At 73.2% G+C, this 23,104-nt stretch carries 19 protein-coding genes; 9 read left to right on the forward strand and 10 right to left on the reverse strand.

From position 1 onward, the window contains the following. Positions 1–4 precede the first annotated feature (4 nt). Positions 5–1,381 carry an RICIN domain-containing protein gene (locus ACIQFZ_RS36495; protein WP_402693231.1) on the reverse strand — a complete coding sequence of 459 codons (1,377 nt, stop codon included), beginning with the start codon at positions 1,379–1,381 and terminating at the stop codon, positions 5–7. A gap of 384 nt (positions 1,382–1,765) precedes the next feature. After that, positions 1,766–2,122, reverse strand: a complete 357-nt coding sequence (locus tag ACIQFZ_RS36500; protein WP_365421962.1) for a YciI family protein — start codon at positions 2,120–2,122, stop codon at positions 1,766–1,768. Between the two features lie 242 nt (positions 2,123–2,364). On the opposite strand from ACIQFZ_RS36500, the gene ACIQFZ_RS36505 reads away from it, so the two are divergent. The 3 genes from ACIQFZ_RS36505 to ACIQFZ_RS36515 all read left to right on the forward strand — a co-directional run bounded on the left by ACIQFZ_RS36505 (position 2,365) and on the right by ACIQFZ_RS36515 (position 6,241). Continuing rightward, positions 2,365–3,897, forward strand: a complete 1,533-nt coding sequence (locus ACIQFZ_RS36505; RefSeq protein WP_402693232.1) for an SDR family oxidoreductase — start codon at positions 2,365–2,367, stop codon at positions 3,895–3,897. A 104-nt stretch (positions 3,898–4,001) separates the two neighbouring features. Further along, the gene (locus tag ACIQFZ_RS36510) at positions 4,002–5,375 is read left to right on the forward strand and encodes a cryptochrome/photolyase family protein (RefSeq protein WP_402693233.1); all 1,374 of its coding nucleotides are present in this window, start codon (positions 4,002–4,004) and stop codon (positions 5,373–5,375) included. Positions 5,376–5,494: 119 nt separating this feature from the next. Beyond that, complete coding sequence (locus ACIQFZ_RS36515) at positions 5,495–6,241, forward strand: sigma-70 family RNA polymerase sigma factor (RefSeq protein ID WP_402693234.1); 747 nt, start codon at positions 5,495–5,497, stop codon at positions 6,239–6,241. Here the strand turns inward: ACIQFZ_RS36515 and ACIQFZ_RS36520 are convergent. Then, the gene (locus tag ACIQFZ_RS36520) at positions 6,235–7,002 is read right to left on the reverse strand and encodes a metalloregulator ArsR/SmtB family transcription factor (RefSeq protein WP_365421979.1); all 768 of its coding nucleotides are present in this window, start codon (positions 7,000–7,002) and stop codon (positions 6,235–6,237) included. The two genes, ACIQFZ_RS36515 and ACIQFZ_RS36520, sit on opposite strands and share 7 nt — an antisense overlap. Positions 7,003–7,145: 143 nt before the next feature. Between ACIQFZ_RS36520 and ACIQFZ_RS36525 the strand changes: the two genes are divergently transcribed. Next, a complete protein-coding gene (locus tag ACIQFZ_RS36525) occupies positions 7,146–7,412 on the forward strand; it encodes a GlsB/YeaQ/YmgE family stress response membrane protein (RefSeq protein WP_365421950.1) in 267 nt (88 codons plus the stop codon). 31 nt (positions 7,413–7,443) lie between these two features. Here the strand turns inward: ACIQFZ_RS36525 and ACIQFZ_RS36530 are convergent, their stop codons facing one another. Next, entirely contained in the window at positions 7,444–8,220 is a 777-nt protein-coding gene (locus ACIQFZ_RS36530; RefSeq protein WP_402693235.1) for a GNAT family N-acetyltransferase, read from the reverse strand. Positions 8,221–8,351: 131 nt separating this feature from the next. Continuing rightward, positions 8,352–9,017 carry a chaplin family protein gene (locus tag ACIQFZ_RS36535; protein ID WP_402693236.1) on the reverse strand — a complete coding sequence of 222 codons (666 nt, stop codon included), beginning with the start codon at positions 9,015–9,017 and terminating at the stop codon, positions 8,352–8,354. A 264-nt stretch (positions 9,018–9,281) separates the two neighbouring features. Between ACIQFZ_RS36535 and ACIQFZ_RS36540 the strand changes: the two genes are divergently transcribed. Further along, positions 9,282–10,886, forward strand: coding sequence for an alpha/beta hydrolase (locus ACIQFZ_RS36540; RefSeq protein ID WP_402693242.1), 1,605 nt, complete (start codon positions 9,282–9,284; stop codon positions 10,884–10,886). A gap of 6 nt (positions 10,887–10,892) precedes the next feature. Here the strand turns inward: ACIQFZ_RS36540 and asnB are convergent, their stop codons facing one another. Next, complete coding sequence (asnB, locus tag ACIQFZ_RS36545) at positions 10,893–12,737, reverse strand: asparagine synthase (glutamine-hydrolyzing) (protein ID WP_402693237.1); 1,845 nt, start codon at positions 12,735–12,737, stop codon at positions 10,893–10,895. Between the two features lie 437 nt (positions 12,738–13,174). On the opposite strand from asnB, the gene ACIQFZ_RS36550 reads away from it, so the two are divergent. Continuing rightward, positions 13,175–14,275 carry a chemotaxis protein gene (locus tag ACIQFZ_RS36550; RefSeq protein ID WP_365421939.1) on the forward strand — a complete coding sequence of 367 codons (1,101 nt, stop codon included), beginning with the start codon at positions 13,175–13,177 and terminating at the stop codon, positions 14,273–14,275. A 78-nt stretch (positions 14,276–14,353) separates the two neighbouring features. On the opposite strand, the gene ACIQFZ_RS36555 is transcribed toward ACIQFZ_RS36550, so the two are convergent. Then, positions 14,354–14,767, reverse strand: a complete 414-nt coding sequence (locus ACIQFZ_RS36555; RefSeq protein ID WP_365421936.1) for an SsgA family sporulation/cell division regulator — start codon at positions 14,765–14,767, stop codon at positions 14,354–14,356. A 417-nt stretch (positions 14,768–15,184) separates the two neighbouring features. Between ACIQFZ_RS36555 and ACIQFZ_RS36560 the strand changes: the two genes are divergently transcribed. Continuing rightward, a complete protein-coding gene (locus ACIQFZ_RS36560; RefSeq protein WP_402693238.1) occupies positions 15,185–16,639 on the forward strand; it encodes a PP2C family protein-serine/threonine phosphatase in 1,455 nt (484 codons plus the stop codon). A gap of 21 nt (positions 16,640–16,660) precedes the next feature. Here ACIQFZ_RS36560 and ACIQFZ_RS36565 read toward each other — a convergent pair whose 3' ends face one another. Beyond that, positions 16,661–18,154 carry a hypothetical protein gene (locus ACIQFZ_RS36565; RefSeq protein WP_402693239.1) on the reverse strand — a complete coding sequence of 498 codons (1,494 nt, stop codon included), beginning with the start codon at positions 18,152–18,154 and terminating at the stop codon, positions 16,661–16,663. Between the two features lie 234 nt (positions 18,155–18,388). On the opposite strand from ACIQFZ_RS36565, the gene ACIQFZ_RS36570 reads away from it, so the two are divergent. After that, complete coding sequence (locus tag ACIQFZ_RS36570) at positions 18,389–19,528, forward strand: aminoglycoside phosphotransferase family protein (RefSeq protein WP_365421928.1); 1,140 nt, start codon at positions 18,389–18,391, stop codon at positions 19,526–19,528. Between the two features lie 327 nt (positions 19,529–19,855). Beyond that, the gene (locus ACIQFZ_RS36575; protein WP_402693240.1) at positions 19,856–21,835 is read left to right on the forward strand and encodes an N-acetylmuramoyl-L-alanine amidase; all 1,980 of its coding nucleotides are present in this window, start codon (positions 19,856–19,858) and stop codon (positions 21,833–21,835) included. Between the two features lie 76 nt (positions 21,836–21,911). Here the strand turns inward: ACIQFZ_RS36575 and ACIQFZ_RS36580 are convergent, their stop codons facing one another. Both ACIQFZ_RS36580 and ACIQFZ_RS36585 read right to left on the reverse strand, forming a co-directional pair. Next, positions 21,912–22,409 (reverse strand): hypothetical protein, encoded by a 498-nt coding sequence (locus tag ACIQFZ_RS36580; protein WP_141364343.1) that lies wholly within the window; start codon positions 22,407–22,409, stop codon positions 21,912–21,914. Positions 22,410–22,471: 62 nt separating this feature from the next. Beyond that, entirely contained in the window at positions 22,472–22,855 is a 384-nt protein-coding gene (locus ACIQFZ_RS36585; RefSeq protein WP_383133620.1) for a hypothetical protein, read from the reverse strand. Between the last annotated feature and the right edge of the window lie 249 nt (positions 22,856–23,104).

Consider the following 23,104-nt stretch of genomic DNA (forward strand, 5'->3'; position numbering starts at 1 on the left):
GATGTCAGGGATATCTGTGGGTGTTCAGCGCGTCCACGGCGGCCGCGGGGCCGCCCAGGTCGTAGCGGTCCACGGCGAGGAAGTTGGGCTTCTTGCGTGCGGCGGGCTCGCAGAACCGCTGGGCGCGGTCGGCGAGTTTGGTGTTGTCGGTCTGTGCCGTGGCGGCGATCGTGCTGTCGCGGAAGTGGTTCATCACGAACAGCGGCCGGAAGCCCGGTTCGGTTCGTGTCAGCGGGATGTCGAGGTCGGCGCCGTACCAGCGGCTGTGGCAGGACCAGTCGGACGCGCCGAGGCCCGGCCCCATCGACCAGTGGTTCTCGACCGTCCACTCGCGCTGGTACATCACGCCGAAGCCGTCCCGGGTCAGGCCGGCGGCCTCGTCGGTGGAGCGGCTGTGGTCGGTGAGGATCAGCAGCCGGTCGTTCTCCGCGATCAGGTCGGCCATCCTGGGCCAGCCGCCGTTGCGCACTCCGGTCCGGTCGGGCCGGTAGAGCACGTCGGACAGGCCGCGGACATGGGCGAGTTCGGCGCGCAGGACGCCCGGATCGACGTAGTCCTCCAAGAACACGGTGACGAACTGGTCGGGGTGCGCCGCCAGGAAGTCCACCATGCGCTGGAGGTCCACCCACAGGGCGACCGGCCTGCTGACCAGCGTGCAGCTGTTGTGGCAGAGGATCGCGCCGTCCGGGGTCTGGTGGATGTCCAGCATGAACCCGCGTACGCCGTCGGAGAGTTGCTGGTCGATGCCGCGGCTCTGGTTGGGGAAGAGGTTGACGAACGGCGGGGCGAAGCCGCCGTCGACTCCGTTGGCGTAGGCGTTGTGGGCGGTGAGGAAGGTGACCTGGTCGAGCGTGCGCTGGTCCGCCGGCGGCATGGGCCGGATGTTCGGCGTCACCGGGGTGAGGTACCAGCGGGCCAGGTCGCCCGTGGCCCCGATGGCCAGCGGGGCGGGGTAGTTGGCGCCGGACGGCTTGGCGGCGACCGTCAAGTAGCGTTCGGCGCCGGGCGACTTGAATGTGTACTGGTCGTCTCCGGCCGGTGCGATCTCCCAGGCCGCCTCCGCGCCGGCGCAGGCGACGGTGCGCGCCTGGCCGCCTGAGCGGCCGAGGCAGGTGCCGGTCAGGTCGGCGTTCTCCAGGACGTACGACGGCCCGTTCGCCCTCAGGTTCCACTGCTGGTGGTCCTCGTCGCCCCTGGGGTTGTGCTGTTCCACGGCGCCGGCGCCGGTGGCCGCCGCGGCCAGACCGGTCGTGACGCTCTGGACGTAGTACGCCCCGGCGGCCGGAGCCTGTGCCGTGGCGCTCGCGGGAGCGGGAGCGGGGGGCGCCACGACGGCGGCGAGCGCCGCGGTCGTGGCGAGCAGCGCGTGGGGGGTGCGCATGGCGGTGTGCCCTTCGTCCGGACGGTGGCCGTGCCCCCGGGAGCGCCCCGGAGGCCGATGACCCCGTCGGCCAGGATGGTCAGGTGCATGACACCACGCACTGCGGCCGGACGTCAGCGGAACAGATCGGCGCGCGGGACGACTTCGAGGACCCGGTAAGCACGGCCGCACCCCCGCGAGGCCGGACGGAGCCGGTCCTCGCGTGCATGCGCCGGCAGTACCGGGCACGGTGTGGGGGGGGCGGCCGCGGTGGGGGGTTGGGGGCACTCAACCGCATTGGCCTGTACCAGTCAAGGGTATAGACCAGTCAAACCCCTTGCTCCGGTGGGCCGGAGACGGCGCGGCCGTACTCGGCGCCGGCCTCGACAGCGGCCGCGCCGGGCATCAGTCCCCGGCCGGATGCAGGAACGTCCGCACCTCGATGGGAAGGGTGGTGGCCAGGCCGGCCTTCCGGCCCCACTCCAGGGCCGCGTCCAGGTCGGGCGCCTTGATGAGGCACAGGCCGCCCAGGTACTCGTCGCCCTTGGTGTAGGGGCCTTCGGTGACCCGCACCTCACCGCCTCGGGGACGCAGGACGACGGCGGTCTCCGGGCCGTGCAGCCCGCCGGCGAAGACCCAGGCGCCCGCCTCGCGCAGCTCCTGGTGGAAGCCCTCGACGTCCCGCATGATCCGCGCGAGCGCCTCGGCCGAGGGCGGCTCGCCCTCGGCCGGCTGGATCACGCTGAGCAGGTAGTACTTCATGACGTGTTCTCCTTGGCGTCGTGCCGTCGTCCCACCTCGTACACGAACGGCGGGCCGCACCGGCACCTCGCCCGACGGCCTTGGCGGAATCCTTTCCCCGGCCGGCGCGGTGCGGCAGCCTCGGCCACGCGATCGGCCCACGGAAAGCGCCGGGCGCGCATCCGCGAGGGGCGTCCCGGTGGAAGTGATGGGGAGGTGATCCGGACGGTCACAAGGCACCGACACGCGAGGGACCGAGGCCGATGAACGGTGAGGACACGGGCGACGGGCCGCGCTGCCTGGTGACGGGCGCCACGGGGTACATCGGCGGCCGGCTGGTCCCGGAGCTGCTCGACGCCGGCCACCGGGTGCGTTGTCTGGCCCGCTCCCCCGGCAAGCTGCGCGACCATCCGTGGGCAGCTCGCACGGAGGTGGTGCGCGGGGACGTCACTGACCCGGAGTCGGTCGCCGCGGCCCTGCGGGACGTCGATGTCGCCTACTACCTGGTGCACGCCCTCGGCACCGGCAAGGGCTTCGAGGAGACCGACCGCCGTGCCGCGCGCGTCTTCGGGGAGCGGGCCCGGGCCGCGGGCGTGCGGCGCGTCGTCTACCTCGGCGGCCTGACCCCCGGCGGTGTGCCGCGGCGGGAGCTGTCCCCTCATCTGCGCTCGCGTGCGGAGGTCGGCCGCATCCTGCTGGCCTCGGGTGTGCCGACCACCGTCCTGCGCGCTGCCGTCATCATCGGCTCCGGCTCCGCCTCCTTCGAGATGCTGCGTTACCTCACCGAGCGCCTGCCCGTGATGGTCACCCCCAGCTGGGTGGGCACCCGCATCCAGCCGATCGCCGTGCGCGACGTCCTGCGCGTCCTGGTGGGCAGCGCGCGGATGCCCACCGAGGTGAACCGGGCCTTCGACATCGGCGGGCCGGACGTCCTGACGTACCGGGACATGATGCTGCGGTACGCGGCGGTGGCGGGCCTGCCCCGCCGGGTCATCGTCCCCGTCCCGGTCCTCACCCCCCGTCTGTCCAGTCACTGGATCGGCCTGGTCACGCCCGTACCGGCGGCCATCGCGCGGCCGCTCGCCGAGTCGCTGCGCCACGAGGTGGTCTGCCGCGAGCACGACATCCTGCGGTACGTGCCCGACCCTCCCGGGCATCCGATCGGCTTCGACGAGGCGGTGCGGCTGGCCCTGCGACGGGTCCGCGACGCGCAGGTGACGACCCGGTGGTCGTCCGCGTCGGTGCCCGGCGCGCCCAGCGACCCCCTGCCCACCGATCCCGACTGGGCCGGCGGCAGCCTCTACACGGACCGGCGGGAACGCACGGTGGACGCCCCGCCCGAGGCGCTGTGGCGGGTCGTCGAGGGCATCGGCGGCGACCACGGCTGGTACTCCTTCCCCCTTGCCTGGGCGCTGCGCGGCGGCCTCGACCGGCTGGCGGGCGGGGTCGGGCTGCGCCGGGGCCGCCGTGACGCGCAGCGGCTGCGGGCCGGCGACTCGCTCGACTTCTGGCGCGTGGAGGAGATCGAGCCGGGACGGCTGCTCCGGCTGCGGGCCGAGATGCGGCTGCCGGGTCAGGCCTGGCTGGAGATGCGCGTCGGCGCCGACGCCCGGGGCCGCACGCTGTACCGCCAGCGCGCGGTGTTCCATCCGCACGGGCTGCTGGGGCACGCCTACTGGTGGAGTGTCTCGCCCTTCCACGCGCTCGTGTTCGGCGGGATGGCCCGCAACATCGCCGGGGCGGCGGCCGAGCAGGCCCGGCTCACCTCGGCGGGGGAACGCACCTCCGTGCGCTGACGCCCGCATCCGCCGGACGTGCCGCGCCCGAAGCGATCCGAGCGATCCGGAGTGATCCGGGGCGCTCCGTCCGGCCTTTCCCGTCCCCTCCACGGAGACCGCACATGAACGTCTCGGTCGTCCTGTTCACCGCCGACCTGCGGGTACACGATCACCCGCCGCTGCGCGCCGCCCTCGACGGCTCCCGGCACGTCGTCCCGCTGTTCGTCCGCGACCGCGCCGTGGACGGCACCGGCTTCGCCGCCCCGAACCGGCTGGCGTTCCTCGCCGACTGCCTCCACGGCCTCGACGCGGAACTGCGCCGGCGCGGCGGCCGGCTGGTCGTCCGCGACGGCGGCCTCGTCGACCAGGTGTGCGAGGTGGCCCGCGAGGCCGACGCCGACGAGGTCCACATGGCGGCCGACGTCAGCGGCTTCGCCCACCGCCGCGAGGAGCGCCTGCGGCGCGCGTTGGAGGCGGACGGACGCCGGCTGCACGTGCACGACACGGTGACCACGGCGGTCACGCCCGGCGTGCTGACACCGTCCTCCTCGGACCACTTCGCCGTCTTCACCCCCTACTTCCGGCAGTGGTCGGGGCAGCGGCTGCGCGCTCCGCTCGGCGCCCCCCGCACCGTCCGCGTGCCGGACGGCGTCGCCTCCGAGGAGCTGCCTTCCCGGCCGGCCGCCGCGGACCTGTCGGCAGGACTGGCGCCGGGCGGCGAGGCGGAGGGCCGCAAGCGGTTGGCGGCCTGGCTGCGCTCGGCCGTCGGTGCCTACGAGGAGCGCCACGACGACCTGGCCGGCGACGCCACGTCCCGGCTCTCCCCCCACCTGCACTTCGGCACCCTCTCCCCGGTCGAGCTCGTGCACCGGGCGCGCGGCGCGGGCGGTCCGGGCGCGGAGGCCTTCGTACGGCAGCTCGCCTGGCGCGACTTCCACCGCCAGGTGCTGGCTGCGCGGCCCGCCGCGGCGAGCGCCGACTACCGCACGAAGCACGACCGGTGGCGGTCCGAGCGATCGGCGCGCGAGGACGTCGAGGCGTGGCGGGAGGGCCGCACCGGCTACCCGATCGTCGACGCGGCCATGCGCCAGCTGCTGCACGAGGGCTGGATGCACAACCGGGGCCGCCTGCTGACCGCGAGCTTCCTCACCAAGACCCTGTACGTCGACTGGCGGGTGGGCGCGCGGCACTTCCTGCGGTACCTGGTCGACGGCGACATCGCCAACAACCAGCTCAACTGGCAGTGGATGGCCGGCACCGGCACGGACACCCGGCCCAACCGGGTGCTCAACCCGGTCATCCAGGCCAAGCGGTACGACCCCGACGGCACGTACGTACGCCGCTGGGTGCCCGAACTCGCCGGGCTGGACGGGCCGGCCGTGCACGAGCCGTGGAAGCTCCAGGGGCCGGCGCGGGCCGCCCTCGACTACCCGGACCCGGTCGTGGAACTGTCCGAGGGACTGGCCCGCTTCAAGCATGCCCGCGGACGCGAGTGAGGGGCCGCGCCCGCCGTGGAAAACGACGCAGGATCGATGCAAGTTGAGGAGGGCACGTCGGGGCTCAGACGATGGCGGCACGGGGGCGAGCCCCGGGAACCGTCACAGGAGCCGTCGTCATGACACCGCATCCGACCGCCGTCCTGACCGAAACCGCGCATCCCGCCGCCACGTCGGCTTCCGCTTGCGCTTCCGCTGTGGACGGTCTCGCGGAGGTGTCCGCGCGGGCACCCGACGAGGAGCTCGCGCGCGGCCTGGCGGCGGGCGACGACGACTGCCTCGCCGCCGCCTACCACCGCTGGTCGGCCCTGGTGCACACGCTGGCCTGGCGGTCCCTGGGAGACCCCAAGGAGGCGGAGGACGTGACCCAGCAGGTCTTCCTCGGTGTCTGGCGGGGCAGGCACGGCTACCGGCCCGAACGCGGCCCGCTCGCCGGGTGGATCGTCGGCATCACCCGGCGCAAGATCGCCGACGCGCTGTCCGCCCGGACCCGTCGCGGGGAACTGGTCGCGGCCGCCGGGTCGGCCCTGGGCACCGCCGATCCGACCGGCGGCCGGCCGGAGGCCGCCCTGGACCGCGTCCTGGTCCGGTACGAGCTGGACCGGCTCCCGGCCGCCCAGCGGCGTGTGCTGCGTCTGGCCTTCTTCGAGGACCTGACCCAGACCCAGATCGCGGCGCGCACGGGCTGGCCGTTGGGCACCGTCAAGAGCCACGCCCGCCGGGGCCTGCACCAGTTGCGCCGCCGCTTGGAGCCGCAGGCGTACGGTGAGGACCGGCATGCGATGCACGAACGGTGCGAGAAGTCCGGACCGGTCCGCGCGCGAGCGGACCGGCTCCCCCGGGACCGGCTGCCCCCGGGTCAGTGACCGGGCACCAGCCACGGCTCCTGGGGAAGCGGACTGCCCGTCTCCACGAGGGACTTGAGATTGGACAGGACCGCGGGCCAGCCGCCCGAGACGTCGGCGAGTTCGCCCTCGTCGTTGAGGTCCTCGTGGGTGACGGTGAGGCGGACGATGTCCCCGTGCGGCCGGATGTCGAAGGTGACCCGGGAATGCCTGTCCGGCCGCTCCGCGTCCTCGGGCGCGGCCCAGGTCGTCACCAGACGGGTGGGGCGGTCGGCCTCGACCACGGTGCCGACCACGTCGGCGACGCCCGAACCGTCCGTGCGGACGTGCTCCCAGCGGGAGCCGGGCCGCCAGTCCGAGACATTGCGGTGGCCCCAGTACACGGCGGTCAGGTCGGCGTCCGTGAGGGCGTCCCAGACCGTTTCGGGCGTGCTCTCGATGTAGATGACGTACACGTAGCTCGGCGGGTTGGCCATGGCTTCCTCGGCTCGTCGCTTCACGGCGCCCAACGCGCTCAGGCGTGGGCGTTCGAACTTGTCGATCCACCGCTCCTGGATCTCGTGGAGCGGGACCGGATTGAGGTAGTGCAGCTTCTCCCGCCCCCGCCGCACCGTGCTGATCAGGTTGGCGGCCTCCAGTACGGCCAGGTGCTGGGTGACCGACTGGCGCGTCATGTCGATGCGCGCGCACAGCTCGCCCAGCGTCAGCCCGTTGTGCTCGTGCAGACGGTCCAGCAGCCGTCTGCGGGTCTCGTCGGCGAGTGCCTTGAAGACCGTGTCCATCCCCGAGTCGCCGCGTGATTGCACACTCCAGTTATGCAGGTGGTTGCCTGCATGTCAAGCCGGGGCGGTGGAACGGACCGGTGTAGCTCCGGTTCCAGCGGGCATTCGAAGGGCCCGGGGGTCACGACGCAGAGGGGCGGAAGATGGAGATCACGGGCATCATCAGTGCCATCGTCATCGGCTTGATCATCGGTGTCCTGGGAAGGCTCGTCGTTCCCGGCCGCCAGCACATAGGCGTTCTCTGGACGATCCTCATCGGCATCGTGGCCGCCCTGGTCGGTGCGGCGATCGCCTCCGCGCTCGGTGTCGCCGACACCAAGGGGGTCGACTGGATCGAGTGGCTCATCCAGATCGCCCTCGCCGCGGTGGGTGTCACCGCGCTGGACCGGGCGAAGACGGGCCACCGCTGAGCCGACGACCCCGCTCGGTCCGGCAGGCGGCTCACGGCTCGTACACGTACGGCGTGGTGGTGGTCAGCGCGACGAAGCCGAGGCGTTCGAGGATGGGGCGGCTCTGGCTGGAGGCGTCGACCTGGAGATAGCGGTAGCCGCGGTCGGCGGCGGCACGGGCGCGGTGGGCGACGAGGGCGCGGTAGATGCCTCGGCCCCGCCAGCCCTTTGCGGTGCCGCCGCCCCACAGGCCCGCGAACGGTGTCCCGGGCACCAGCTCCATACGCGCCGCGCTCACCGGCTGGTCACCGGCAAGGGCGACGACGGCGACGAGCGTGTCCGGCTCGGCGGCGAGCCGGGCGAGGAGGCGGTGGCGCAGACGGGAGCCGTCCGTCCCGAACGCCTGCTCGTGCACGCCGACCAGCAGGTCGACACCTGCCTCGTCGGTGACGGTGCGCAAGCGAACGCCCTCGGGCGGCTCGGCGTCGAGATGCAGATCGGCGATCTCACCGACCATCAGCGCCTCCTGCGGCTCGGGGGTGAAGCCGGCGGCCAGCAGGCGCCGCCCGAGGTCCGCGGGGCGGTCGTGCCCGTACACCTTCCACTCGAAGGCGAGGCCGGACTCGCCGTAACGGGCCGTCTGCTCGGCGATCGCGGCGTCCACGGAGGCCTCGTCCAGGTCCGACCACAGCACGCCGTTCCAGTCCTGCTCCGCGCCGACCTGGCGCACCACCTTCCCGGCGCGCTCCACGCGCATGCCGGGGCCGTCGGGGCGAGCGCCCTCGCGCAGGTCCCGGTCGTACAGGGCGAGTACCGCTGTGTGATCCATACGCAGACTGCAACAGACCGCGGACGTCCACGGCAACAGGTTTACGGTGCGGGTCCCTCAGGCGCGGGCCCCACCGGGCGGAGGCCCATCGGGCCAGGTCCGGTGGGCCTCCGCCGCGGTCGCGGGCCGCGTCAGCGGTACGCGCCGGGCCGGGAACGCCGGTACAGGACGGCTCCGCCGAGCACCAGGGCCGCCCCCGCGGCCACCACCGGCACGGTCTGATCCGCGCCGGTGTGGGCGAGCGACACCTGCGCCTGGGGCACGGCCGCGGGCTCGGGATGCGTCACGGGCCTCGGCAGCGGCTGCGGCTCGGACCGCACGGGCGGCACAGGCGTCGGGGCGACGTGGTCGCCCGGGGTGTTCGTGGACGTGTTGCCGGAGGCCGGGTTGCCGATGCCCGCCACGTTCACGCTGTTGCCGGTGACGTTCACCGGAACGTGCACGGGCAGCTGGATGGTGTTGCCGGAGATCACACCCGGGGAATCCTGTGAGCCTGCCTGTGCCGCCGCACCGTCGGCTACCGGCGTCCGCTCCCTCCCGTCGGACGCGTTGGCGCACCGGTTGCCCGCCGCGGGGTTGAGAAGCCCCACCACGTCCACGGTGTTCCCACACACGTTGACCGGAACGTCCACCAGCAGCTGGATGGTATTGCCGGAGAGCACACCGGGCGAGCCGACCGCGGCACCCTCCGCCGCGGCGCCGCCGTCCGCCGCGAAGGCGGACAACGGCATGGCCATCGCCATCGCGCCTGAGGCGGCGGCCACGGCGATCACACTGTTCCGGGTGACCCGTTTCATAGGTTCCCTGCCTTCCAGACATGGTCGCGGGCGCTCACCCGCACTCCGTAAAACGCTGGTGAAGGATTTGGGGTTATGGCCTGTCGTCCTTTCACTCCATCGGGGGGCCTGTTATCGAACGGTGCGCGAAGCCGCCGATGCCGGGCGGTGGGTTCCGGTGCGGCGCCCGTGCGGCAGGCCGCCGGGAGGCGGCGTCCAAAGGGGCCGCCTAAGGTGGGCGAAGGCCTGTTCCCGGTCCGCGGCGGAGCGTTGCTGGAGGCGCCCATGCTGGCCAAGCTGTCGACGCGGCGCGCAGCCCGGCGCGGCGCGTGCGTCGCGGCCGCCACGCTCGTCCTCCTCGGCGCGGGACTGTCCGCGGGGGCCGACGGCGACGCGCCGGACCTGAGCCGGTTCTACCGCCAGAAGGTGGCGTGGTCGGCGTGCGAGGCGAGCGCCCCGAAGGACATGCAGTGCGGCAAGGTCACCGTTCCTCTCGACTACGCGCACGCCGGCGCCGGCACCCTCGACCTCGCCCTGGCCCGCTACCGGGCCACCGGCCCCTCCCGGGGCTCGGTGCTGCTCGACTTCGGCGGCCCCGGTGTCGCGGGCGTGTCCGGACTGACCACCGACGGCAGACGGTTCATGGACCTGACCAACGGCTACGACGTGGTCGCCTTCGACCCGCGGGGCGTCGGCAGGTCCTCTCCGGTCGGCTGCGGCCTGGGCACGGACGACCGGGCCACGCAGTTGACCAGTGGGAACGGGGACCTCGGCGACCCGAAGGTCGCCCGCGAGAAACTCACGGCCTGGCAGCGGACGGCCGCCGAGTGCGCCCGGCGCTCGGGCCCGGTCCAGGCGCACATGGGCACCGTCGACGCGGCCCGGGACCTGGACGTGATCCGTCAGGCGCTCGGCGACGACCGGCTCGACTACCTGGGCTTCTCCTACGGCACCCGGCTCGGCGCGGTGTACGCGGCGCTGTTCCCCGGCAAGGTCGGCAGGATGGCCCTCGACGGGGTCGACACCCTGACCGAGCCGCCGGCGGAACAGGGGCTGGTCGCCGCCGAGGCGCAGCAGACGGCGCTCGACGACTTCCTCGACTGGTGCGTGCGGGACCTCGCCTGCCCGCTGGGCGACGACCGCCGCGCGGCCGGCGACCAGATGGTCCAGCTCGTCCGCTCGCTCGACGCGAACCCGGTGCCGAACGGGTTCGGCGGCAGGCTGTCGGGCCAGGACCTCGCCCGGGCCGTCGGGCAGGCGCTCTACAGCAGGCGGTTGTGGCCCACCCTGGAACGGGCGATGGCCTCCCTGGTGGAGGACGGCGACACGCACGGCATCGAGGCCTTCACCGCCGGGGGCGGCGCCCTGCCGGGACGGCGCAGCGCGCCGCGTCCGGCGGACGGCGGACTGGTCGGCTCCGCCGAGATACCGTCCGACAACCAGCCCGCCGCGACCATCGCGGTCAACTGCGCCGACGACCCCGACCGGCCCGGCGCCGCGCAGTTCACCAGGGACCTCGGCCGGCTGAGCGCCGAGTACGAGCAGGCCTCGCCGGTCTTCGGCCGCGCCCGGCTGAACGAGCTGCTGATGTGCTACGGCCGCCCCAAGGGCACCGACTTCATCCGCGAGAAGGTGAAGAACGTCGACACGGCGAGGATGCTGCTGGTCGGCACCCGCGGCGACCCGGCGACCCCGTACCGCTGGGCGCTGGAGACGGCGCGGCGGCTCGGCCCGTCCGCCGTGGTGCTCGACAACCGGGCCGACGGGCACACCGGGTACCTGTCCTCCCGGTGCGTGCACAAGAAGGTGAACGACTTCCTGCTGTACGGCTCCCTGCCGGCCGACGGCAGCTCGTGCGGCGCGGACCGGGAGCCGGACGCGAGCGGCTGACCGGGCTCAGCCGGTGACGATCCGGGGCTGGTACAGGTCCAGCCAGACGGCCAGGTCGAGGGTCCGCTCCAGGCCGCGTCGCGCCGCCTGGTTGCCGCCGAGGGGGGTGTCGCTGTGCGCGAGGCGGCGCAGCCGTTCCTGGTCCACGAGGTCGAAGACCGGGTGGCCCGGTCGGCCGAGCAGGTCCTTGGCGTGGTCCTGGAGGGCGAGGGCGTACTTGGGGTCCTGGGTGGACGGGTAGGGGCTCTTGACCCTGTCGTAGACGGACTTGGGCAGCAGGTCCGCGGTCGACTCCCGCAGCAGGGTCTTCTCCCGGCCGTCGAAGGACTTCAGGGCCCAGGGCGCGTTGTAGACGTACTCGACCAGGCGGTGGTCGCAGTAGGGGACGCGGACCTCCAGGCCGACCGCCATGCTCATCCGGTCCTTGCGGTCGAGCAGGGCCCGGACGAAGCGGGTCAGGTGGAGGTGGCAGATCTGCCGCATCCGGAACTCGAAGTCGCTCTCGCCGTCGAGGCGGCTGACGGCGCTGATGGCGGTGCGGTAGCCGTCGGCGATGTAGGCGCGCAGGTCGAGGGCCCGGGCGAGGTCGGGGCGCAGGACACCGGCGTCGTCGCCGAAGTCGCGCTGGAAGCGCACCAGCCAGGGGAAGGTGTCGGCGCGGCGCGCCTCCTCGTCGAAGAACTGCTGGTAGCCGCCGAAGACCTCGTCGGCGGACTCGCCGGACAGGGCGACGGTGGAGTGGTCCCGGATGCTGCGGAACAGCAGGTACAGGGAGGAGTCCATGTCGCCGAAGCCCATCGGCAGGTCGCGGGCGCGGACCACCTTCCGGCGGATCTCCGGGTCGGCGAGGGTGTGCGCGTCGAGCACGATGTCCTGGTGGTCGGTGCCGGCGGCGCGCGCCACGTCGTGCACGAACGGCGTGTCGGGGGTGGCGCGCAGGTCGTCGGCGACGAAGTGGTCGCTCTGTCCCACGAAGTCGACGGCGAAGCTGCGCACCTTCTCGCCCTGCTCTGCCAGGCGGCGGGCGGCCAGCGCGGTCATGGCGGAGGAGTCCAGGCCGCCGGAGAGCAGGGTGCAGCGAGGCACGTCGGCGACGAGCTGGCGGCGCACGATGTCGTCCAGCAGGGTGCGCACCGTGGCGACGGTGGTGTCGCGGTCGTCGGGGTGGGGCAGGGTCCGCAGCCGCCAGTAGGCGCGGGTGCGCAGGCCGGTGCGGCCGACGGTGACGACGGTTCCGGGCTCGACCTCGTGCATGCCGTCCCAGACGGCGTGGCCGGGGGTCTTGACGAAGGTGAACAGCTCGCGCAGGCCGTCCAGGGTGACCCGGGGGCGGACCATGGGGTTGGCGAGGATGGCCTTGGGCTCGGAGCCGAAGAGGACGCCGTCGGGGGTGGGGTGGTAGTAGAAGGGCTTGATCCCCATCCGGTCGCGGATCATGACGAGCTCGTCGTGGCGGCCGTCCCAGATCGCGAAGGCGTACATGCCGTTGAGGCGCTCGGCCACCTCGTCGCCCCACTCCAGGTAGCCGCGCAGGACGACCTCGGTGTCGGAGTCGGTGGTGAAGCGGTGGCCGCGCGCGACCAGTTCGGCGCGCAGCTCGGTGAAGTTGTAGGCCTCGCCGGAGTAGACGAGCGCCACCGTGCCGTCCGGGGTGTCGGCGGTCATGGGCTGCCGGCCGCCGGGCAGGTCGATGATCGCGAGCCTGCGGTGCCCGAGGGCCGCGGGTCCCTCGGTCCAGGTGCCGCGGTCGTCGGGGCCGCGGCAGGCCATCGTCTCGGTCATGGCACTCAGGGTCGCGGCCTCGGCGCGCAGATCGCGGTCGTAGGAGATCCAGCCGGTGATGCCGCACATCCGCTACCTCCTGCCCTCCGGCCCGCCGGAAGGGATCGCTCACCCGCACGGAGCCGGGTGAGCGCCCGACGCCCAGGCGAAACCAGTTGCATCGAGCATCTATGTGACGAGCGTGTGCCACCGGGGCGGTGGCGGTCAACGCGGACGTCACCCGGTTGCCACCGTGACCCGCTCGTTCCGGCCGCACTTTGCTCCCGGGACATCGCGGAAAGGGCCTCGTACCAGGGGCGGAGCACCGGGAACCGGGCAAGGGCAAAGACTTCTCCAATGTCCGCGAACGGAGCCACGCCGAACCGTGCGTCCCGGCCCGCGGGCGGTCTTGGACGGGGCACGCCGCAGGGCCCGCGGCACCTCCGGCGCCCTACCAGCGAAAGGCCCCGCACGCCAGTCGAGTTGCCCCGAATGCCTGAAGTGCGAATCGGACCTATCGTGCTGTCATGGAGCACGAGCTGAGTCCCTCGATCCTTACCGAGCTGCGGCGTCCGCGCCCCTACCCGGCGGTGTCGGTGCTGACGCCGACACACCGCCGCGAGCCCGACAACGCACAGGATCCGGTCCGGCTGCGCAACGTCGTGGCCGAGGCCAAGCGGCAGCTGGAGACCAACCCCCAGGTCACCCGGGAGCAGCGCAACGACGTCGTCCGGCAGCTCGACCAGGCCCTCGCCGAGGTGGACCTGACGTACGCCGAGGACGGACTGGCGATCTTCGCCGCCCCGGGCGAGCACCAGGTGTGGTCGCTGACCCGTACCGTTCCGGAGCGCGTGGTCCTCTCGGACACCTTCCTGACCCGCAACCTGGTCTCCGCGCGGACCGCCGAGCGCCCGTTCTGGATACTGTCCGTCTCCGCGGACCGCGTGACGCTGTGGAGCGGCGGCGTCGACCGCGTCACGGAGGACCACACCGGCGGCTTCCCGCTGACCAGGAAACTCGTCGAGAACTTCGACGCCGAGCGCCGGATGCAGATCGGCGACGCGCCGAGCACGTTCCGGGACCAGAGCACCCGCCAGTTCCTGCGGGAGGCGGACGGCGCGATGAGCGCGGTCCTGCGCGAGCATCCGCGCCGGCTGTACATCACCGGCGAGCCTGCCGCACTGTCCGCCCTGGAGGAGGTCGGCAGCGTCGCCAAGTGCGCGGTGCCCGTCCAGCACGGCGGTCTGGCGCACGCCACCCCCGAGGCCGTCTGGCGGGCGATCGGGCCCGTGCTCGGCGAGGAGACGCGGGGCGACACCGAGGCGGTGGCCCGGGAACTGGAGGGGGCCCGCGGACGCAAGGAGTACGCGGCCGGTGTCGACGAGGTCTGGCAGACCGCGCGGGAGGGCCGGATCCGGCTGCTGGCCGTCGAGGAGAACTACCGCGTGACGGTGCGCGACTCCGCCGGCGGCCATCTGGTTCCGGCGGAGAGCGAGGAGCCGGGCGCCCGCGAGGACATCGTGGACGAGATCGTCGAGCAGTGCCTGGAGACGGGCGCGGACGTGCGCTTCGTTCCCGACGGCACCCTGGGCGACGCGCAGGGGATCGCCGGAGTGCTGCGTTACTGACGCCGGGCGCGGGCACGGCCGCGCCGGGCATCGGGGCCTCTCCGGGGAGGCCACCCGGCGGCCCGGCGGCCCGCCGGGTCAGACCGTGCCGAAGAGGGTGCTCAGACCGCGGTCGACGGCCGTGGCGAGGTCCTCCTGGCCGGACGCGACCACCGCGTAGCTGCGCAGCAGGAAGCGGCGCAGCGCCGGGGTGTCGAACTGGAGCAGGGCCAGGCCGGCGGGCGAGTGCAGCTCCAGCACCGTACGGGACCCTCCGCACGGCCACAGGTGCACGTCCCCGGCCCCGGCCTGCCCTTCGAGTCCTTCCTCCAGCAGGGCGCGGGCGAAGGTCCACGAGACCGCCTCGCCGTCGAGGGAGGCCTCGGGCGGGAAGTCGACGTGCACGGCCAGCGGGTCGATGGAGGCGTAGCGCAGGGTGGCGGGCACGGGGAGTTCCCACCCGTCCGCGGTGATCAGGCGAGCGCGGGCGGACTGCTCGAGAGTGGTGTCCATGGTCGGTCTCCCCTGCGGGTCGTCAGGTCGGCCGGTTGTGCCGTTGTCCTTAGGAGCCCGAAGGGGCCGTTCGCATTACGCATGAGCCCCCACCAATTCATGTGACCTGCGTCACTTCTTGGGTGATCGGCGGCGGGCGGCCCGCCGGGAGGGAACACACGACCGTAGAACACACACTTGAACGCCCGGGTGCCGCCTCCGGACGACCGCCAAATCGCGTACGTCGTCTACGCCTTGACCACCGGGGCGGCTACACCGAAAGTGCCGGTCAGCCGCCCGGGGAAGACTGTGGCATATGCCGGATGCACCCTCGCATCGCGTCTTGCCAAATCCCTTACGGGGCGCCGCCGGCTGTGCAACAGTCGTAGCGGTCCCTTCCGCCGCCTCGGCCCTACCGTCCCCGCATCGGAGTGCGCCATGCCGCCCCACGTGTCCGCGGACCGCTCCCCCGCCCAGCCACCAGGGCACGGGCCCGTCGATGCGCTGATATCGCAGGCGCGCCGACTCAGGGGCGAAGTGGACGCCGTACGGCGGGACGCACAGGGCGACGCCTCGGATCCGCGGGGCCGGTGGGAGCGTGCGCTGTGCGACCTGGCCCTGCTCCAACTCAGCGATCTGGACGAGCACTTGGCGCAGTTACGGGACGGCCCGGAACCGGTGCACACGGCACCGGCGGCCGAGGTCGGCACACCGGCCGCCCCACCGCGCGGTCCGCTGCTCAGCCGGGTCGGCAGCGCCGAGTGGAACCTGCTGACGGACGAGGCCGCCTGGTCGGGCGAGTTGTTCCTGATCCTCGGCCGCGACCCCGCCGTTCCCCCGCTCACCCTCGACGAACTGCCCTCCGTGGTGCTGGACGAGGACCGGCCCCGGCTGACCGCCATGGTCACCGACTGCCTGGTCGACGCCAAGCCGATCGACGGGGAGTTCCGCATCGTGCGGCCCGACGGAGTCGTCCGCGCGGTGCACATGATGGGCGAGCCCGTGCTCGACGCAGACGGCGGCACCGCCTCGATGTGGGCGGTGCTGCGGGACGTCAGCGAACTGCGGCTCAGTCAGTCGGCGGTGCGCGAGACCCGTGACTCGCTGCACCGCCACCGGCGTCGCACGCAGACCGAGCACCCGCTCGCGGTCGAGCCGCAGGAAGCCGCGCTCCCCCCGTGGCGCGGCTCCCTGCGGCTCCCGCACCGGGGCCGCCCGAGGCTCGACCTGGCCGCCCACCACCTGCCGTCCTCCACCGGCACGCCGATCGGGGCCGACTGGTACGACGCGCTGGAACTGGCCGACGGCGACACCCTGCTCAGCGTCGGCGGACTCACCGGCCGCGAGCCGGGCATGACCTCGGGCACGGCGATGCTGCTGGGTTCCCTGCGCGGCATGGCGATGGCGGGGGCCCGGCCGGGACAGCTGATGACCTGGCTCGACCAACTGCTGGACGCCACCGTGCAGCCGGCCCTGGGCAGCGCCGTCTGCTGCCGCTACCGGCCGGCCACCCGCACCCTGACCTGGGCGCGGGCAGGACACCCCGCCCCGCTGCTGTTCCGCGGCGGGACGGGGCGGATCCTGGACGCCCCGGACGGCGTCCTGCTCGGCGCCGCCTCGGGAACCTCCTACGGGCAGGCCGAGGAGACCCTGGAGACGGGCGACCTGCTCCTGCTGCACACCGACGGACTGGTGCCGCGACGGGAGTCCGCGCGCTCCAGCGCAGCCGAGCGTGAGGGAAGGACGGCCACCGCACACCGCCTGCTCGACCTGGCCCCGCGGTTCACCGCGGCGCGCCGCGCGCAGGAGTGCGTACGGACGGTCGTGGAGGAGTTCGGCGGAACCGGGCGCGAGGACGACGCCTGCGTACTGGTCGCCCGAGTGACGTCGTAGCCCGCGTACGGAACCGGGACCCTACGCCGGTGCGCTGCCCGTGCTCCTGCCCTTCGGCTTGGGCAGGGCCAGCCGGATCTCCTCCCGCAACTCGCCGACGTTCGGATAGGTGGCGTACTCGGCGGTGAGCCGGTACATCTCGCGCAGCCGGTCCCAGGTGCGGCGGGAGGAGTTCGATCCCATCGCCATCAGGGCCAGCCGTGCGTACCGGTCCGCCTGTTCGGGGTCGTCCGCGATGAAACAGGCGGAGGCCATGGACAGATGGTCGAAGATCTTCGACCGCTCGCGTCCGTCGACCCGCAGGGCCAGGGCCTTCTCCGCGTAGTGCTGGGCGTGCGCGGCCGCGTTCGGGTCGTGCTCCGCCAGCGTGCGGTACGCGAGCGCCGTCATGCCGTACAGATCCTCGTCCTTGAAGGTCTGCATCCAGTCGAGCGGCTCCGCGTCGCCGGTGCCGGAGACGAAGAGGTCCTCCGCCTGTCCGAGGGTGCGGCGCATCGCCTGGCCCTTGCCCATCGAGGCCTGGGCCCAGGCCTCGATGGTGTGGAACATCGCCTTGGTGCGCGGCTGGAGGCGGTCACCCGCGCCGGAGTGGGCGAGCTTCATCAGGTCCAGCGCGTCGTCGGGCCGGCCCAGGTGCACCATCTGGCGCGCCGCGCGGGACAGCGCCTCCCCGGCGCGCGGCCGGTCGCCGCCCTCCCTGGCGGAATGGGCGGCGATGACGAAGTACTTCTGGGCGGTGGGTTCCAGGCCGACGTCGTGGGACATCCAGCCGGCGAGGACGGAGAGGTTGGCGGCGACGCCCCACAGGCGCCGCTGGAGGTGGGATGGGTGGCGGTAGGCGAGCATGCCGCCCACCTCGTTGAGCTGTCCGACCACCGCCTTGCGTTGCAGCCCGCCGCCGCGGGCGGCGTCCCAGGCTCGGAACACCTCCACCGAGCGTTCGAGTTCCTCGATCTCCTGCGACCCGATGGGGGCGGCGTCGTAGCGGTCGAACCCAGCGGGGTCGGCGTGCAGGGGATGGTCGAGGGCGGGAGTGTCTGCCTTGAGTGTCGGATCGGATTGCAGCCAGTCGTGCATGGCGCTGCTGAGTGCGGAGCCCGCGGCGAGCGCGGCGCCCGCGCCCACCAAGCCGCGTCGGTTGAGCATGAGGTCCATTCCCGTGAATTCGGTGAGGACCGCAGCGGTGCGCTCGGGCGCCCACGGCACTCCGTCGGGATGTTCCGCACTCCCGTCGCCCTGCCGTTTCCCTGTACGCCCGTGCCGCACCAGACCGAGGTCCTCGATGGTCACGACACGGCCGAGACGCTCGGTGAACAGGGCTGCCAGCACTCGCGGTACGGGATCGCGCGGGATCTCTCCCATGTCGATCCAGCGCCGCACCCGAGAGGTGTCGGTCGCCAGCTGGGGGTGGCCCATGGCCGCCGCCTGCCGGTTGACCAGCCTCGCGAGTTCCCCTTTGGACCAGCCGGCCAGGCCGAACAGGTCCGCGAGACGGGTGTTGGGTTGTCCTGTCACGTCAAGCCCCCAGGTACTCGGCTGAGTTGACAGTAGACCCGCCGCGACTTGCCCGGCGACTATTCGCCAGGGTTCGCCAGGGTGCGCCACATGGTGTGCCAGTGCGCACCGGGTGTCAGGTAGGAACGCGCCACCCCGACCCGGTCGCCGAGGGACATTCCCCAGGGTGCACCCGGGCGTCCGGGCCGGGAGCGCGCTGAAGCATCAGGCACACGAAGGGATCGGTCCCGCCACATGTATGCAGCGTCGTCCTCCGTGTCCGCCCCGCCCCGGTCGCTGCGTGCCCGTCCGGGCACCGGCGGCCCCCACCTCGACCCCCTTCGTCCGGCGGCCCCCGTGCTCGGTGCCGGCCGGACGCGGCACGCCGTGGGGCCCGGCACACAACCGCTGAGCGGGAGACTCGACCTGTCCGGCCCGCAGGGCGCGCAACTGCGCACGGCGATCGCCTCGGTGCACCGGATCTGCCCGGAGTTCTCTCCGGTGCAGGTGCTGCGCCGCAGCGGGCGGTCCGTGCTCCTCGTCGGCACCATCGGGCGCAGCACGGCTGTCGCCAAGTACTTACTCGACCACTCCCCGGCGTGGGCGGAGCGCTACCGGCACGAAATAGCCGCATACCGCTCGTTCGTCCGGCACCGGCCGCCGGTCCGGGTGCCCCGGCTGATCGCGGCGGACCCGGACAACTGCACGCTGGTGATCGAACGGACGCCGGGACGGGTGGCCGCTCTGCAACGGCACCCGGTGGAGGCCCCGCCCCGGGCGGACATCGGGGCTGCCCTGGGCGCGATCTGCCGGCTGAACGCCTGGCGGCCGCCGGCGGGCACGTTCGACGCCCCGCTGGACTACGCCGCCCGCATCTCCCGGTACCACGAGCTGGGTCTGCTCACCGACCGGGACCTGGGTGACCTGCAGAAGCTGCTGCACGGCATCGCGCATGCCTCAGGCCGGCAGGGCATGGGCCAGTTCTGCCACGGCGACGCGCTGCTCGCGAACGTCCTGCTCTCCCCGGCCGGTCCCGTGCTGGTGGACTGGGAGCACGCGGGCTGGTACCTGCCGGGCTACGACCTGGCGACGCTGTGGTCGGTGCTCGGGGACGCGCCGCTGGCACGGCGGCAGATCAGCCAGATCGCCCAGTCGGCGGGCCCGGCCACGCGGGACGCGTTCCTGGTGAACCTGATGCTTGTGCTCACCCGGGAGATCCGCACCTACGAGACGGCCGTGCAGCGCTCCATGCACGACACGGCCCCGGCGGCACCGGGCACGGCCCACCCGGGTGCTGCGCCGTCCGGCGAGGAACAGCGACTGCTGCTGCGGCGGCTCCACGACGACTGCCAACTGGCCCGCCGGGCCGTACGCGCAGCCGTCGGCACTCGCTGACGGGGACAACGGTCCGCGGGCACCCATCGACCCGGGTGCCCGCGGTCCTTTGTCATGCCCCGGCATCTCCGCCGGCCGCCCCCTTCGCCCCCTGCCTTGCCCAGCTCTCGTTCAGCTCTTTCGGAACAGTGGCAGCGGGGGCCATTGGTGTAAGCCACTGACGCCCCGCAGGCCTCGGGGGCGCCGTGCCGAAACTCGCCGAGATACCGCTTGACATGGGGAATCGCCTTGCTGTGCGCATGATTGACGGATCGTCGGACAGCCGGTACCACTGATCCACGCCGACCCCGCACGCCCCGCTACGCCCGAGCGCCCCAGGAGGCTGCATTGCGAGGATCCGCCATCGACCCCCGACCCCTGCCGAGACGCAGAAGCGCGCGCAGCGCGGCGGGAGTCGTCGCCTCGGCGGCGCTGCTGCTGCCGCTGCTGGGCGGCACCCCGTCCGCGGGCGCCGCCACGGACGACACCGGCAGGTTGCAGCGGGCGTTCGCGTCCGCGTCCGCCGAGTACCACGTGCCGCTCAGCGTCCTGCTGGGCGTGTCCTATCTGCAGTCGCGCTGGGACGGGCACGACGGCGCCCCGAGCGTGACCGGCGGCTACGGGCCGATGCACCTGACCGACGCACGCACCGCGCTCGCCGAGGCCCCGCACCACGGCGAGGGCACGGAGGACGCGCGCGGCGACGACGCGCGGGCGGCCCTGCACCCCGAGGCGAAGGTGCCGGCGGACCCGGCCCTGCCCGCCCGGCTGAAGACGCTGCCCGAGGCGGCCGAGCTGACCGGGATCCCCGCCGCGCGGCTGCGTGCGGACGAGTCGGCGAACATCGCGGGCGGCGCGGCCCTGCTGGCGGCCGCCCAGAAGAAGCTCGGCGAGCCGCTGAGCGCGGATCCGGCCGCCTGGTACGGCGCGGTGGCCCGGTTCTCCGGCGCGGACGACAGCGCGACGGCGGCGGCCTACGCCGACGATGTGTACAACGTGATCCGCTCCGGTGAGCGGCGCACCACCGACACGGGCCAGCGGGTCGTCCTGGCCGCGCGGCCCGGCGTCGCCCCCCGCACCGCCCAGTTGGCGCGGACGGCCCTGCCGCACCGCTCGGCGAAGGGTACGGAGTGCCCGGTCTCGGTGTCCTGCGAGTGGATTCCGGCGCCGTACGAGGAGTTCGGCGGTGACGACTACGGCAACCACGACCTGGGCGACCGGCCGAAGGCGCAGTCCATCCGGTACATCGTCATCCACGACACGGAGGGTCGCTGGGACGGCGTCCTCAACCTGATCCAGGACCCCACCTATGTGTCCTGGAACTACACGCTGCGCTCCACCGACGGGCACATCGCCCAGCATGTGAAGGCCAAGGACGTGGCCTGGCACGCGGGCAACTGGTACATCAACGCCAAGTCGATCGGCCTGGAGCATGAAGGTTTCCTCGCCTCGCCGGACGCCTGGTACACGGAGGCGATGTACCGGTCCTCGGCGCGGCTGGTGAAGTACCTCGCGCGGAAGTACGACATCCCGCTGGACCGGCAGCACATCCTCGGCCACGACACCGTGCCCGGGCCGACCACCGCGAACATCCCGGGCATGCACACCGACCCGGGCCCGTACTGGGACTGGCGGCACTACTTCAAGCTGCTGGGCCGCCCGTTCGTGCCGTCCGCGGGCAAGAACGGCGGCCTGGTGACGATCCGCCCCGACTACGAGGCCAACCGGCCCGAGTACACGGGCTGCGTCACCAGCGGCCAGCCGTGCGCGGCGCACGGCTCCAGCGAGGTGCGGCTGTACTCGCAGCCCGACACGTCCTCGCCGCTGATCAAGGACATCGGCCTCAGGCCGGGCGGCAGCCCGTCGACGATCGACGTGAACGACGTGGCCTCGCGGGTGGAGACCGGGCAGCAGTACGCGGTCGCCGACCGGCAGGGCGACTGGACGGCGATCTGGTACCTGGGCCAGAAGGCCTGGTTCCAGAACCCGGCGAAGCAGCGGGCGGCGGTGGACGCGGCCGGAACGGTGGTGACGCCGAAGGCCGGGCTGGACAGCGTGCCGGTGTACGGCAGGGCGTACCCGGAGGCAGGGGCCTATCCGGCGGGCGTGCCCGTCCAGGCGGTGTCGCCGCTGCCGTACAAGCTGCTCGCGGGCCAGAAGTACGTGGTGGGCGACCTGCAACCGGGTGAGTACTACTACTCGACCACCTTCACCACGGACTCGCACCGGGTGGTGGTCGGCAAGGACATCTACTACCAGATCCAGTTCGGCCACCGGGTGGCGTTCGTGCGGGCCGCGGACGTGCAGGTGGAGCCGTCGTCCCGGTAGCGGGACGAGGTCGCCCGCCGTACGAGAACGTGAGGGGCCGGTCCCGTGGGGGCCGGCCCTTTCGCGTGGCGCCCGGTCAGCCCTGCTGGAACAGCTCGGCGGGCAGCGGCTTGAGCAGGGCGTACAGGTCGTCGGTGATCGGCCGGTCCCAGGCGGCGATGGTGACCAGGACGCCGTCGCTGCGGTCGAACTGCACGCAGGAGATACGGCTCTCGGAGAGCTTGAGCCGGCGCACGATAAGGAGGTTGTCGCCCTGGAGCACGGGCATGTCCTCGCTGCCGACGACGGTGACCTCCTCGTCGTTCTCCAGGGCCAGCAGCAGCTGGGCCACCTCGAAGGGCACCTCGCCCTCGGCGACCTCGCGGGCGACCGAGCCCTCGGGCAGATTGCCGATGATCATCGCGGTGCCGCGGCCGCCGAACAGGTCGTAACGCAGGAACACGCCCTGGCAGGTGCCGTCGGGCGCGGGCAGCAGACCGGCGCCCAGGTTGCCGGGCCAGTCGCCCGGGTCCATGGCCAGGACGTCGAAGTCGGGCCCGGCGGGCGTGGCGTTGCGGCGGCGGAGGAACGACATGCCGCCATGGTACGTGCCCCGGCCTGTCACGTGGCGTGAGGGAGGCCACCGACCGGGGGGAATCACCCGGTGCCGTGCACGCGGTGGCGCGCGTGGTGGCGGCTCGCCTCCGCCGGCCGTCGGCGCTGGTCGGCCAGGCGATCAGCGGCGTGGGCAGGCCCCACGGCGTGGGCGGTGTGAGCGAGCCCCGCCGCGGCCGCGGTGCGGCCCGCCTCCTCGGTCCAGTGCCGTGCGGGCGGGGTGTGAGTGCGGGCGGCGGGCGGGTCGGTGCCGGCGTCGCTCGGCGGGCCGGGTCGCACGGCGTGGGCGAGGAAGCCGCACGGCGGGAGTGAGGAGCGCGGGGTCGGCGGCGCGGGCGGGTGCCCCGGCGCCCGGTTCGGTGCCGGCGGCCGGTCGGCGGGGGTGCCACGCCGGCCGTCGTGGCGGAGGTGGTCGGGGCGAGGCACGGAGGGAACCGCCGCGCGTCCCGGCCCGGCGAGTCCGGCCTCGCGCCGACGGCAGAGGAGCCGGTCGCCGTGACCAGGCGGTGTCGCCGTCGCCCCCTCCCGCGGCGACGGCGACACCGCCCGAAACACGGGAGCCTGCCGCACCTTCCGGTCCCCCCTAGGTCCTGTCGTCACATTCCCGTCGTCGCCCGAAGGGCGGCTCCGCGGCGTCTGGTGCGTGCTCTCGGCGTGCCGGGCGGAAGTCCTCGT

Source organism: Streptomyces sp. NPDC093064, from assembly GCF_044754605.1.
Classification (GTDB): Bacteria; Actinomycetota; Actinomycetes; order Streptomycetales; family Streptomycetaceae; genus Streptomyces.